This window comes from Kitasatospora sp. NRRL B-11411, assembly GCF_000721345.1.
Classification (GTDB): Bacteria; Actinomycetota; Actinomycetes; order Streptomycetales; family Streptomycetaceae; genus Kitasatospora; species Kitasatospora cineracea.
In genome coordinates this window covers 1-12,655 of the sequence record NZ_JOGH01000152.1, presented here as the reverse complement: position 1 = coordinate 12,655, position 12,655 = coordinate 1, and the positions used below count along the sequence as shown (strand labels likewise).

The window sequence follows — 12,655 nt, the reverse complement described above, 5'->3', positions numbered from 1 at the left end:
GGGCGGGCACCGGGGTGGCGCCGAGGTCGGGGAGCGGGGGGACGGGGGCGGCGGGGGTGAGCGGGAGGTTGACGGTGAGCGGATCCATCTCGGTGCCGGCCGGGTAGAGGTTGCCGAAGGCGCCCGCCCCGGCGGGGGTGAGGGTGAGCGGGAGGTCGGTGGCGGTGAGCAGGCCGTTCTCGGTCCTCAGGGCGCCCGCGTCGAAGGTGGCGATCTCGGTGGCGGTGGCGGTGCGGGTGGCGCCGTCGGGGGTGCGGCCGGAGACGTCGACGGTGAGGCGGCCCTCGGCGCCGGTGGCGGTGAGGTGCGGGTTGGCGAGGGTGAGGTCGAGGCGGTCGGCGTCGCCCTCGCGCAGGCCGGTGAAGCGGACGGTGCCGGTGAAGGCCGCGTCGAGGGTGCCGGTGGCCGGGTCCCAGCTGCCGCGGGCGGGCGTCCAGCGGAAGAAGGCCCCGCCGTCGGCCGCGCCGTCGCCGAGCTGCCAACCGCCCCGGGCGACGGAGCCGGTGACGTAGTCGCGGAAGGTGCGCCGGACGCCCCAGTCGAACGCGCCCCGGTCGAGGACGGTGGCGGCCGGGGCCGAGGCGGTCGGAGCCTCGGTGGTCGGGGTCGCGGACGGGGTGGGCGTCGAAGTGGGCGCGGTGGCCGGGGACTTGAGGGTGACGGAGAAGGTGAGCGGGTCGAGCGCGGTGCCCGCGGTGTAGAAGCCGCCGAAGGCGTCGGCCCCGTTGGAGGTCAGCGTGGCGGGGACGTTGCTCAGGGTCAGGGTGCCGGCGGCGTTCCTGAGCGAGACGCCGGCCAGGGAGAGGTCGGCGATCCGGGCCTGGGCGGCGCTGGAGGTCCGGCCGGTCTGCCGGGACTTGGAGCTGACGTCCGCGTACAGGCCGGCGCTGCCGTCGGCGCCGGCCTTGACGGTGAGCCGGGAGAGGGCGAGGTCGAGCGCGTTGCCGCCGTTCTCCGGGTGGCCGGTGAAGCGAACGCCGCCCTGGAAGGCGGCGGAGAGCGCGCCGGTGGCCGGGTCGTAGCTGCCGGCCGCGGAGTGGAAGCGGAACACCGAGCCGCCGACGGTGGCCGCGCCGCCGGTGAGGGCCCACTTGCCGTTCGCCACCGGGCCGGTGAGGTAGGTGAGGAAGGACTGCTTGACGCCCCAGTCGAGCCGGCCGCCGGAGACCGCCGGGTCGGCCGCGGCGGCCCGGCCGGGGAGCCAGGCCAGGGCCAGCAGCAGGGCGAGCGGCAGCACGAGCGCGGCGCGCAGCCGTCCGGCCGGGCGGCGGGGTGCTACGGGGGGCCGTCCGGGGACGGGCATGGCGGATCACTCCTCGGCGGAGGGGAAGTGGGCAGGTGGCAGGGGATGCGGAGGGCAGGACCCCCTTGCCGAATTGAGGTAAGGCTAACCTAATATATGAGTCAAGTGTTCCGCCCACGACCCCTCGGGTCGGCCCCGACGGGACGTCAACGCACCGAGAAAGGCCCGAGGTTGACCCGCACCCTCCGCGACCGGAGCAGAACCGCCCCCGCCGTCCTGCTCGCCGTCCTCGGACTCCTGCTCGGCGCCTCCGCCTGCGCCACCGGCCGGGCCGCCACCGCCACCGACCCGAAGGCCGGGGCCGCCGCCCCCGCCGCCGACCCGGACCGGATCGAGGCGCTGCCCGACACCCCCGCCCCCCGACTGCCCGTCACCGTCCCCTCCGCCGACGGCCGCCAGGTCACCGTCACCAGCGCCGAGCGGATCATCCCGCTCAACGGCAGCCTCGCCGAACTGGTCTTCAGCCTCGGCCTCGGCGACCGCGCGGTCGCCCGCGACGTCTCCACCACCTTCGAACAGGCGGCCAAGCTCCCCGTCATCACCCAGGCCCACGAGGTCTCCGCCGAGGGCGTCCTCTCGCTGCGCCCCACCGTGGTCCTCGCCGACCGCAGCACCGGCCCCGCCGAGGCCGTCGAACAGATCCGGGCCGCCGGCGTCCCGCTGATCGTCCTGGACGACGCCAAGCGGCTGGACGACATCGGCCCCCGGATCGACGCCGTCGCCGCCGCGCTCGGCGTCCCCGAGGCCGGCGCGCAGCTCAAGGAGCGCACCCGGCAACAGATCGCCGAGGTGCGGGCGCAGCTCCCGGCCGCCGGGGCCGCCCGCCCCAAGGTGGCGTTCCTGTACCTGCGCGGCAGCGCCTCGGTCTTCCTGCTCGGCGGCCCAGACTCCGGCGCGCCCTCGCTGATCGAGGCCGCCGGCGGCGAGGACGCGGGCACCGCCGCCCGCCTCACCGGCGACTTCACCCCGCTCACCAGCGAGGCCCTGGTCAAGGCCGCCCCCGACGCGATCCTGGTGATGACCAAGGGCCTGCAGTCGGTCGGCGGCGTCGACGGCATGCTCAAGCTCCCCGGCGTCGCCCAGACCCCCGCCGGACTCGACCGCCGGATCATCTCCGTCGACGACGGCCGCCTGCTCTCCTACGGCCCGCGCACCCCCCAGGTGCTGCGCGAGATCGCCGACCAACTGCACCGGGACGCCAAGTGACCACCACCGCCCCGCCCGAGACCCCCGCCCTGCCCCTGGCGGACAAGCCCGCCCGCGACAAGCGCCCGCTGCTGCTGGCCGGACTCGGCGCCGCCCTGCTCGCCGTCGCCCTGCTCGCCGCAGGCACCGGCGCCTACGCCATCCCGCTCGGCGACATCCTCGCCTCGCTCGCCCACCGCGCCCACCTCGGCGGCCACGCCCTGGAACGGGTCCCCGAATCGGTGCTGTGGAACGTCCGGCTGCCCCGGGTCGTGCTCGCCCTGCTGGTCGGCGCCGCGCTCGGCTGCGCCGGGGCGCTGATGCAGGGCGTGTTCGGCAACCCGCTGGCCGAACCCGCCGTGATCGGCGTCTCCTCCGGCGGCGCGGTCGGCGCCGTCGCCTGCATCGTGCTCGGCCTGGACGCCCTCGGCTCGTGGACCGTCACCGCCGCCGCGTTCGCCTCCGGCCTGCTCACCGTCGGCGCCGTCTACGCCATGTCGCGCAGCGGCGGCCGCACCGAGGTGGTCACCCTGCTGCTCACCGGCGTCGCCGTCAACGCGTTCTGCGGCGCCCTGATCGGCCTGCTGCTGTTCACCGCCGACACCGCCGCGATCAGCCAGGTGACGTTCTGGCAGCTCGGCTCGCTCTCCCAGGCCAGTTGGACGAAGGTGCTCGCCGTCCTGCCGTTCGCCGCCCTCGGCCTGGCCGTCGCCCCCCGCTACGCCCGCCGCCTCGACCTGCTCGCGCTCGGCGAACGCCCCGCCCGGCACCTGGGCGTGGACGTCGAACGGATGCGGATCGTGCTGATCACCGTGGTCGCGCTGCTCACCGCCGCCGCCGTCGCGGTCAGCGGCATCATCGGCTTCGTCGGCCTGGTCGTCCCGCACCTGCTGCGGATGCTCGCCGGGCCCGGCCACCGCTTCCTGCTGCCCGCCGCCGCCGTCGGCGGCGCGCTCGTCCTGGTCGCCGGCGACCTCGCCGCCCGCACCCTGGCCGCACCCGCCGAACTCCCGCTCGGCGTCCTGACCGCACTCATCGGCAGCCCGTTCTTCTTCTGGCTGCTGCGCCGCACCCGACGCCGCCAGGGAGGCTGGGCATGACCGCACTGCTGGAGGCCGAGGGGATCGGCTTCGCCGCCGGGGGACGGGAGTTGCTGGCCGACGTCCACCTGACCGTGCGCGCCGGGGAGATCCTCGCCCTGCTCGGGCCCAACGGCGCCGGGAAGTCCACCCTGCTGTCCGTGCTGGCCGGCGACCGGCGCCCCGCCCGCGGCGAGGTCCGGATCGACGGCCGCCCGCTGGCCGCGCACAAGCCGCTCGAACTCGCCCGCCGCCGCGCCCTGCTGCCGCAGACCCACGAGGTGTCCTTCCCGTTCCCCGCCGCCGAGGTGGTCCGGATGGGACGCGCCCCCTGGTCCGGCCGCTGCACCCCCGCCGAGGACGAGGCCGCCGTCGCCCGCGCGATGGCCGCCACCGACTGCACCCACCTCGCCGGGCGCCCGTTCACCGCGCTCTCCGGCGGCGAACGGGCCAGGGTCGCCCTGGCCCGGATCCTCGCCCAGGACACCGCGCTGCTGCTGCTCGACGAACCCACCGCCGCGCTCGACCTGCGCCACCAGGAACTCGTGTTGCGGATCGCCCGGGAACGTGCCGACGCCGGACACGGCGTGGTCGTCGTCCTGCACGACCTCACGCTGGCCGCCGCGCACGCCGACCGGATCGCCCTGCTCGACGCCGGACGCACCGTCGCCACCGGCCCCACCGGCGAGATCCTGGACGCCGACCTGCTCAGCCGGGTCTACCGCCACCCCGTCGAGGTCCTGGCGCACCCGCGCGGGGGCGCGCCGATCGTGCTGCCCGAGCGCCCCCGCGAAGCAGATTGACGGATCGTCGGCCCGGGAAGATCCACCGATGGTGGACGACCGATCGGGCGAGATCAGGGCCGGGGCGCGGTCCGGGCGGGTGACCCGGTCCGGCGGTCCACATGTCCGCGCCAGGTACGGGTAACCGCACCAGCAGGAACCGGACCACCCGGACACCCGGAGGCACCACGATGCACCTCACCATGGTTCTGCTGCTCAGCCCCCTCGTCGTCGCGGCGGCCGTCACCGCGACCCGCGCCCCCGCCCGCCGCGGCCGCCACCGCGCCGCCCCGCGCGGCCGCCAGTCCTGACGCCCGGTCAGAGGCGCTGCGGCGTCAGCCCTTCCGGCGGTCGACGCTGAAGTGCCCCGTGCCGTGGTGGCCCGGGCCGCCGAGGCTCAGGACCAGCAGGGTGCCGTACCGGGCCCGGGCGTCCGCCGGCTGCGGCGGCCGGCGCGGGACGCTCCAGCGGCGGTGGCTCAGCCGGGCGGTCCCGGGGCCGCGGCGCGGCGCCCGCCCCGGTTCGGGCGGCGACAGCGGCGCCCCCGGCCGGTCCCAGTCGATCCGCAGCCCCGGGGCGCCGAACTCCGGCGCGGGCGGCGGGGTGTCGCGCCGTCCCTCCGGCACCGGCAGCCAGTCCGCGAGGCCCTGCCGCCGCAGCTCGTCCAGGACGTCGGCCACCTCGCCGCGGACGCCGAACCAGGCGACGGCCCGCAGGTCGCAGGTGACGCCGTGGACGGAGGGGGAGCCGAAGTTCACGATCCGGGTGTAGCGGGTGAAGGACTCGGTGAAACGCGTCACCACGTGCTCCAGGCCGTCCACCGCGCCCAGCCGTCCGACCGCGGCCCGCATCTCCCGCTCCGCCGCGTCCCGGCGGGCCCGCACCTCGGGCGAGGCGGCCAGCCGCCGCATCGTCCGCTTCGGGGGGCCGCCGATGTTCGACCCGTGGAGCCACAGCACGGCGAGCCCCCCGACCAGCCCGAACGCCCGGGCGCACCGGGCCCCCAACGACTCGCTCCGCGCCACTTCCGCACCTCCGGTTCCGTCTTCCCCGCCTCCGGGCCGGCCATTCGTGCCGCCTGGGCGGCCGTTCATGCCTCCGGTCCTGCCGTTCACGCCTCCGGGCCGGTCATCCGCGCCTCCGGGCCGGCCGTTCACGCCTCCGGGCCGGTCATCCGTGCCCCCGGGGCCGGCTTCCGCTCCACTGTCGGCGAGTCGCGGGCCGGGCGCCTGAGCATCCGTACTCAGGCGTCCGGCGCCCGGTCCGTCCCGGCGGCGGAGGAGGGTGAGCCGCGGCGGTGGTCGATGAGGGCGGCGAGGCCGTCGAGGATCCGGGCGATGCCGAAGTCGTAGGCGTTGTCGCGGCCGTCGGGGGGTTCGGCGAGGGCGGCGGCGAGGGCCGGGTAGCGGGTGGCGTGGGTGTGGACCAGGGGGACGAGGGCGCGCAGCAGTTCGGCCTCGGGCGAGCCGTCGCGGGACTGGCGGTGCTGGGCGGCGATCGTGCGGACGTGGCCGACCAGCAGCACGGCGGCGTCCATGCGTTCGGCGCCGGACAGGCCGTGGCCGTCCAGGGCCGCCACCACGCGTTCCAGCCAGGCGAGTTCGCGCGGGCCGGTGGGGCGGGGGGCGGCGAGGGCGTCCAGCAGCCAGGGGTGGGCGGTCAGGACGGCGGACATCCGGCGCGCCCAGTCGGTGAGCTGCTCGCGCCAGGGGGCGTCGCTCGGCGGCGGGGGGTCGCCCGCGGCGTGCTCGATCATCAGCGCGACCAGTTCGGCCTTGCCCGGCACGTACCGGTACAGCGCCATCTTGGTGTGGCCGAGCAGCCCCGCGACCCGCTGCATGGACACCGCCGCCAGGCCCTCGGCGTCCGCGGCCTCGATCCCGGCGCGGGCGATCGACTCCAGGGTGAGGCCCGGTTTCGGCCCCCTGGTCGGGCGGGCGGGCGGCTCCCACAGCAGCCGCAGCGCCGGGTGCGGTTCGGTCACGGCCCCTCCTCGCGCCACGGGCCGGCCTTGTGCGCGACCCGGAACTGTGTCTACCGTACACAGCAACGAACTGTGTCCGGTGGACGCAGTTGATCGGCGGTGACCCGCCACGGGAGGAACACCATGCGGATCCTGATCTCCGGCGCCGGCATCGGCGGCCCCGCGCTCGCGTACTGGCTCGCCCGGTACGGGCACCGGCCCACCGTGGTCGAACTCGCCCCCGGGCTGCGGGCCGGCGGGCAGGCCGTCGACTTCCGCGGCCCCACCCACCTGACCGTGCTGCGGCGGATGGGCCTGCTGGAGGAACTGCGCGAACGGCAGACCGGCGGCACCCCGATGACCTTCACCGACGTCCGCGGCCGCACCCGGCTGCGGCTGCCCGCCGAGTTCGCCGGCGGCGAGGTGGAGATCCGGCGCGGCGACCTGGCCCGGCTGCTGCACCGGCACAGCGCCCCCGGCACCGAGTACCTGTTCGGCGACACCGTCACCACCCTGCGGCAGGACGAGCAGGACACCGGCGGCGTCCGGGTGGGCTTCCGGCACGCCCCCGAACGGCACTTCGACCTGGTGGTCGGCGCCGACGGCCTGCACTCCCGGGTCCGCGCCCTCGCCTTCGGACCGGAACGGCAGTACGTCCGCCACCTCGGCTACTACGCCGCCACCTGGCCCTTCGCCAACCGCCTCGGCCTGCCCGCCGGCAGCACCGGCCTCAACACCCCCGGCCGGCTCGCCGCCGCCGGAGCCGACCCCCGCGACCCCGAACGGGCCGGCGCCTTCCTGCTGTTCGCCGCACCCGAACTCGCCCTCGACCGGCACGACCCCGCCCGCCTCAAGGCCCTGCTGCGCGAGCGCTTCGCCGACCTGCCGCACCCCGTCCCGCAACTGCTCGCCACCCTGGACGAGGTCGACGACCGCGACCTGTACGTCGACTCGATCAGCCGCGCCGACGTCCCCGCCTGGTCCACCGGCCGGATCGCCCTGCTCGGCGACGCCGCCTGCGGCGCCACCATCGGCGGCATGGGCACCGGCACCGCACTGGTCGCCGCGTACGTGCTGGCCACCGAACTCGCCCGCGCCGACGGCGACCACCGCACCGCCCTCACCCGCTACGAGCGCACCGTCCGCCCCTACGCCGAACGCTGCCAGCGCGGCGGCGACCGCACCGGCCCCTTCCTCGCCCCGCGCACCGCCCGCGGACTGTGGCTGCGCAACACCCTGCTCGGCCGGCGCGTGCTGCTGGAGCGGATGCTCGCCATGGGCGAGGACATCGCCACCCTGGACCTGCCCGAACCCGCCCGCGCGCCGCAGCGCTGAGCGGCGGGACGGCGACCGGCGCGGCAGTACCCTTATTCCATAGAATGCGCGAGGAAGAGGTGACCGCCGTGGCGGACCGGGCCGCGAAGACCGAGCTGTACGAGGCGTTCGCCACCACCGGCAAGGCCCTCTCCAACGGAAAGCGGCTCGAACTGCTCGACCTGCTGGCCCAGGGCGAACGCACCGTCGAAGCCCTCGCCAGGACCGCCGGGCTCAACCTCACCACCGCCTCCGCCCACCTGCAGACCCTCAAGCAGGCCGGACTCGTCGCCACCCGCCGCGACGGCGTCCGGATCCACTACCGCCTCGCCGGGGACGACGTCGCCGCCCTGTTCGCCCAGCTCCGCCAGGTCGCCGCCCGCCACCAGGCCGCCGTCGCCCCCGCCAGCGCCGCCTACCTCGGCGCGGACCCGGCCGACGACAGCCTCACCCGCGAGGAACTGCACGCCCTGGTCGCCGCCGGACGGGCCGTCGTCCTCGACGTCCGCCCCGCCGAGGAGTACGCCGCCGGACACATCCCCGGCGCGCTCTCCATCCCCGTCGAGGAACTCGCCGACCGGATCGGCGAACTCCCCGCCGACACCGAGGTCGTCGTCTACTGCCGCGGCGCGTACTGCGCCCTCTCCCACGACGCCCTCCGACTGCTGCACGCGCGCGGCCGCCGGGCCGTCCGGCTCGACGACGGAATGCTCGAGTGGCGGCTCGCCGAACTGCCCGTCGAGGCCGCCTGAACCGGCGGGGACGCCCCTGTGCGGGGGTGCCGCAGGGCGGCCGGGAGAGCGTTGCCGGGCTGGTGCGGGGGCGTCGCCGGGTCGGTGCGGGGGTGCCGCAGGGCCGGTGCGGGGGTGCCGCAGGGCCGGTGCGGGGGTGCCGCAGGGCTGTCGTCGGCATCGGCTAGAGTCCGGCACGAAAACCGGAGAACGGCGACGGGGGACCTCGGGTAACGTGCCCGTCGGCACCGGGGGCGGAGACACCGCGCCCGGAGCGTTCCCAGGGGGAGAGAAGAAGCTCATGCGCACAACCGGACGTACGTTCCTCGCCGTTGCCGCCGTCGCGCTCGCACTGACCGCGACCGGCTGCGGAAGCAAGGGCGCCGGCGGCGACGCCGCCCCGAACGGCTCGGACAAGGGCAACGGCAACGGCAGCTCGGCGGCCGCCACGAAGGACGCCGCCCTGACGCCCGCCGCGCTGCTCAAGATGGTCGGGGACAAGACCAGCGCGGCCAAGTCCGCCAAGGTCGAACTGGTCACCGAGATCGGCGGCACGAAGAACGAGATGAAGGGCGCCATCGCCTGGGAGCACGGCATGCAGGGCCAGTTGACCGGCAGCCTCGGCGGCGCGCTGGGCACGAACATCGCCAAGGCCGGCGGCGACGGCAGCTTCACCGCCCGCTACCTCGGCGACGCGATGTACGTGAACATGGGCGACGGGATGGCGAGCCAGCTCGGCGGCGCCCACTGGATCAAGTACGACTACGCGGACCTCGCCAAGCTGATGGGCCCCTCCGGCGAGAGCCTCAAGAAGCAGCTGCAGACCGCCGACCCGATCGCCTCGGTGCGGGCCCTGATCGCCTCCGGCAAGATCAACGAGGCCGGCACCGAGACCGTGAACGGCGCCCCGACCACCAAGTACACCGGCGACGTCACGACCGACGACCTCGCCGGGCAGGCCATCGCCCAGGGCCTGACCCAGGAACAGGTCGACGGCCTCAAGCAGCAGCTCGCCACCGCCGGAGCCACTAGCGACCACATCGAGGTCTGGATCACCGCGGACAACCTGCTGGCGAAGAAGGTCGAACAGCTCCAGATGAAGGCCGGCCTGTTCACCGCGACCGGCCTCTACTCCGACTACGGGACCCAGGTCGAGATTAGCGCCCCGCAGGCGAGCGACACGGTGGACTTCACCGAACTGATGAAGGGCGCCAAGACCGGTAGCTGACCGGTGTTCAGCGCCGTGCGCGAGGGGTCGGGTCGGGATTCGTCCTCCGGCCCGGCCCTCGCCGGTTCCTGGCCCGGCTCCCGCCGGTTACCCGGCCGGGACGGGAACGGGGCGGAAACGGGCGGCGGGCGGTGGGCGGTCGCCGGTAGGGTCGGGGCCGTGTGCACCTACGCCGTCTTCCCCGCCAAGATGCACTACGCGTGCGTGTCCTGCCGGGTCAGCTTCAAGCGCCACCCCGCCGACCACCGGGGCCCCGGCTACCGCTGCCCGAACTGCACCGGGCCGCTGGCCTGCGCCGGCCACGACTTCGCCGCACCCCGCCGGACCGACCGGAAGGCCTGGTCGGTGGTCGCGGCCGTGCTGGCCGCCGGACTGCGCTACGAGGGCTTCGAACCCTGCGGATGCGGACGGGAACCCAAGTTCCGCCCCCGCACCCGCGCCCAACTGCGCTCCCGCCGGACCATCGCCGCCCGCACCGGTACCCCGCTCGCCGAACTCCTCGCCCGGGCCGACCCGTTGACGGCCGACTGAACCGGGACGCGTGCCGTCGGGGACACCGGCGGCACCGCACCGCTCCGTTGCGGGTGCAAGGGGTGCCTCGCCACCGCGCGGTGGGGCCGGAAGGCTGTCCCCGGGGGGCTCGGCGGCGGCCGGGTGTGAAAGTTTCCCGGATCGGGAGGGTTGTCGGGGACCCTTCCGAAGTGCGGTGCGACGTGTGCGAAGGGGCCGTTCGACAGCAGTTCGACAGCGTGGCGCGGGGTCAGCGGCGGGTGGCGGGGCGGGAGTTCGTGGTGCGGGGGGCCTGCCGCGGGGGTGGGTCGGGCCGCTAGCATCGGCCGCGGTTCGCTGCGGGAGCGCTCCCACGCTTCGGCTCCCGCATCGTCCCCGGTCAGCATGTCCCCACCTCGATGCCGACCGCCTCTCCCACCCGAGAGCACCCCCCGGAGGACACCGTGCACACCCCCGACCCCCACCGTCGCGCCGCCGTCCCGCCCGCCCGGCCGACCCGTCGCGCCGCCGCCCTCGCCCTCGCCGCCGCGACCGCCGCCGTCGGCCTGGTCGCCGTCACCCAGTCCGGGGCGGACGCGGCCGTGCAGGGCAGCCTGGCCGCCGACACCCAGTTCTACAAGGACCCGACCTCGCAGGTGGTCAAGTGGGCCGCGGCCAACCCCGGCGACTACCGGGCGCCGGTGATCTCCAAGCGGATCGCCAGCCAGTCGCAGGGCATCTGGTTCGCCAACTACCGCCCCGACACCATCACTTCCGACGTCCGCACGGTCACCTCGGCCGCCGCCCAGGCCGGCCAGGTGCCGGTGCTGGTGGCCTACATGATCCCCAACCGGGACTGCGGCGGCGCCTCGGCCGGCGGCGCCCCCGACCTCGGCTCGTACGACGCCTGGGTCGGCAAGTTCGCGGCCGGGCTCGGCAGTTCGCGCTCGGTCGTGGTGCTGGAGCCCGACTCGATCGCGCTCACCACCTGCCTGAGCGCCCAGCAGCAGAGCGACCGGTTCGCCTCGCTGTCCCGCGCCGTCGGCACCATCCACGCCGCCAACCCGAACGCCAAGGTCTACCTCGACGCCGGCCACTCCGCCTGGAACTCGGCCTCCGAGCAGGCCAACCGGCTGCGCAGCGCGGGCGTGCTCAACGCGGACGGCTTCTTCAGCAACGTCTCCAACTTCAACACCACCGCCAACGAGACCTCGTTCGCCCACAACGTGCTGAACGCCCTCGGCAGCCCCGGCAACCTGCACGCCGTCATCGACACCAGCCGCAACGGCAACGGCCCCGCGGGCAGCGTCTGGTGCGACCCGAGCGGTCGCAAGATCGGCAACTACCCGACCGCCGCCACCAACGACAGTGCGGTCGACGCCTTCTTGTGGATCAAGCCCCCGGGCGAGGCCGACGGCTGCGCGGCCGCGGCCGGGACGTTCGTCCCCGACATCGCCTACCAGCTGGCCCAGAACGCGTCCGACCCGAGCACGCCGCCCACCTCGCAGCCGCCGACGTCCCAGCCGCCCACCTCGCAGCCCCCGACGTCGCAGCCCCCGACCTCCCAGCCGCCGACGTCCCAGCCGCCGACCGGGAACGCGTCCTGCTCGATCGCGTACCGGGCCAACTCCTGGGCGGGCGGCTTCACCGCCGACGTGACGGTGAAGAACACCGGCAGCAGCGCGATCTCCGGCTGGAAGCTCGGCTGGACGTTCCCCGGTGACCAGAAGATCACCAGTGCCTGGAACGCCACCGTCACCCAGAACGGGGCCGCCGTCACCGCCACCGACCTCGGCTACAACGGCACCCTGGCGGCCGGCGCCTCCACCAGCTTCGGTCTGCAGGCCACGTACGGGTCGAACAACACCACCCCGACCGCCTTCACGCTGAACGGCGCCGCCTGCACCACCTCCTGAACCATCCTTCCCAGCCCCGCCGGCCACCCCCCACCCGTGGGCCGGCGGGGCACCCCTTTTTCCGGTGGCCTGCGACGCGGATCAGGGCCGGAGCTGAACGGCCGTCACCATCACGTAGCCGACCAGCAGTCCGAACAGGCACACCGCCGTGATGTACCGGGGAGTGAACGGCAGCCCCGCGAGCGACGGGTACAGCAGGACGGCGCCGCCCGCCGCGAGGTCCGCGATGTACAGGCCGTCCGGCGGCACGATGCCGGTGCTGCGGGCGGCCCAACCGGTGGCGATCAGGAACCCCGTCAGCAGGGTGAACCCGGACAGCAGCCCGGAGCCGATCGCCCCGAGCGTGGGATGCGGTTCCGGGAACGGCTCGCCCTCCGGAACCTCTGGGCGCACCCGGTGCGCCACCGCGAGCGCGCCCACCGCGAGCGCCATGGCCCCGAGGGCGCCGATCAACGGAGCGGGATTCAACGGCTCCTCCTGGAGAAGGCGATGTGCTGCCCGGCGAGGGCCGCGAGCGCGGCCGGCAGCAGGACGGTGACGAGCAGGACGGTCGCCCAGACCGAGGGCTCGAGCGGCCCCGGCCCGGCCGGGGTGTCCGGCGGCGGGGCGGCGACCAGGGTCGAGTGGGCGGCGGTGGGGGTCGGGGTGGGGGTGTGGGTGTGCGT

Annotated in this window: 13 protein-coding genes; 8 read left to right on the top strand and 5 right to left on the bottom strand. The window is 75.4% G+C overall.

Annotation, left to right across the window (positions count from 1 at the left end):
- Positions 1-1,303 (bottom strand): HtaA domain-containing protein (locus IH44_RS0135940; RefSeq protein ID WP_051818030.1); only part of this gene is annotated, 1,303 nt, incomplete at its 3' end.
- Positions 1,304-1,474: 171 nt separating this feature from the next.
- On the opposite strand from IH44_RS0135940, the gene IH44_RS0135935 reads away from it, so the two are divergent.
- The 3 genes from IH44_RS0135935 to IH44_RS0135925 are packed head-to-tail and all read left to right on the top strand — an operon-like array spanning position 1,475 to position 4,370.
- Positions 1,475-2,509, top strand: a complete 1,035-nt coding sequence (locus IH44_RS0135935) for a hemin ABC transporter substrate-binding protein (RefSeq protein ID WP_030464031.1) — start codon at positions 1,475-1,477, stop codon at positions 2,507-2,509.
- A complete protein-coding gene (locus tag IH44_RS0135930; RefSeq protein WP_030464030.1) occupies positions 2,506-3,588 on the top strand; it encodes an iron ABC transporter permease in 1,083 nt (360 codons plus the stop codon). Before IH44_RS0135935 ends, IH44_RS0135930 begins: the two co-directional genes overlap by 4 nt.
- Entirely contained in the window at positions 3,585-4,370 is a 786-nt protein-coding gene (locus IH44_RS0135925) for a heme ABC transporter ATP-binding protein (protein ID WP_030464029.1), read from the top strand. Before IH44_RS0135930 ends, IH44_RS0135925 begins: the two co-directional genes overlap by 4 nt.
- A gap of 314 nt (positions 4,371-4,684) precedes the next feature.
- Here IH44_RS0135925 and IH44_RS0135915 read toward each other — a convergent pair whose 3' ends face one another.
- Complete coding sequence (locus tag IH44_RS0135915; RefSeq protein ID WP_157852581.1) at positions 4,685-5,374, bottom strand: hypothetical protein; 690 nt, start codon at positions 5,372-5,374, stop codon at positions 4,685-4,687.
- Between the two features lie 218 nt (positions 5,375-5,592).
- Positions 5,593-6,333, bottom strand: a complete 741-nt coding sequence (locus tag IH44_RS0135910; protein ID WP_051818027.1) for a TetR/AcrR family transcriptional regulator — start codon at positions 6,331-6,333, stop codon at positions 5,593-5,595.
- A gap of 123 nt (positions 6,334-6,456) precedes the next feature.
- On the opposite strand from IH44_RS0135910, the gene IH44_RS0135905 reads away from it, so the two are divergent.
- From IH44_RS0135905 to IH44_RS0135885, 5 genes are all read left to right on the top strand, one after another.
- Complete coding sequence (locus tag IH44_RS0135905) at positions 6,457-7,647, top strand: FAD-dependent monooxygenase (protein ID WP_030464026.1); 1,191 nt, start codon at positions 6,457-6,459, stop codon at positions 7,645-7,647.
- Positions 7,648-7,706: 59 nt separating this feature from the next.
- Entirely contained in the window at positions 7,707-8,378 is a 672-nt protein-coding gene (locus IH44_RS0135900) for a metalloregulator ArsR/SmtB family transcription factor (RefSeq protein ID WP_232795223.1), read from the top strand.
- Between the two features lie 280 nt (positions 8,379-8,658).
- A complete protein-coding gene (locus IH44_RS0135895; protein ID WP_030464024.1) occupies positions 8,659-9,585 on the top strand; it encodes a hypothetical protein in 927 nt (308 codons plus the stop codon).
- Positions 9,586-9,744: 159 nt separating this feature from the next.
- The gene (locus tag IH44_RS0135890) at positions 9,745-10,116 is read left to right on the top strand and encodes a hypothetical protein (RefSeq protein ID WP_030464023.1); all 372 of its coding nucleotides are present in this window, start codon (positions 9,745-9,747) and stop codon (positions 10,114-10,116) included.
- A gap of 422 nt (positions 10,117-10,538) precedes the next feature.
- The gene (locus IH44_RS0135885) at positions 10,539-11,990 is read left to right on the top strand and encodes a glycoside hydrolase family 6 protein (protein ID WP_030464022.1); all 1,452 of its coding nucleotides are present in this window, start codon (positions 10,539-10,541) and stop codon (positions 11,988-11,990) included.
- Between the two features lie 81 nt (positions 11,991-12,071).
- Here IH44_RS0135885 and IH44_RS0135880 read toward each other — a convergent pair whose 3' ends face one another.
- Together IH44_RS0135880 and IH44_RS41940 are read right to left on the bottom strand one after the other, a co-directional pair.
- Entirely contained in the window at positions 12,072-12,458 is a 387-nt protein-coding gene (locus tag IH44_RS0135880) for a hypothetical protein (RefSeq protein ID WP_157852580.1), read from the bottom strand.
- A partial coding sequence (locus IH44_RS41940) for a hypothetical protein (RefSeq protein ID WP_035957388.1) occupies positions 12,455-12,655 on the bottom strand: 201 nt, incomplete at its 5' end. The genes IH44_RS41940 and IH44_RS0135880, both read right to left, overlap by 4 nt.

Bases quoted from the DNA above. Each gene is read 5' to 3' on its own strand.
- IH44_RS0135925 (WP_030464029.1), top strand. From the start codon at position 3,585: ATGACCGCACTGCTGGAGGCCGAGGGGATCGGCTTCGCCGCCGGGGGA.
- IH44_RS0135895 (WP_030464024.1), top strand. From the start codon at position 8,659: ATGCGCACAACCGGACGTACGTTCCTCGCCGTTGCCGCCGTCGCGCTC.
- IH44_RS0135905 (WP_030464026.1), top strand. From the start codon at position 6,457: ATGCGGATCCTGATCTCCGGCGCCGGCATCGGCGGCCCCGCGCTCGCG.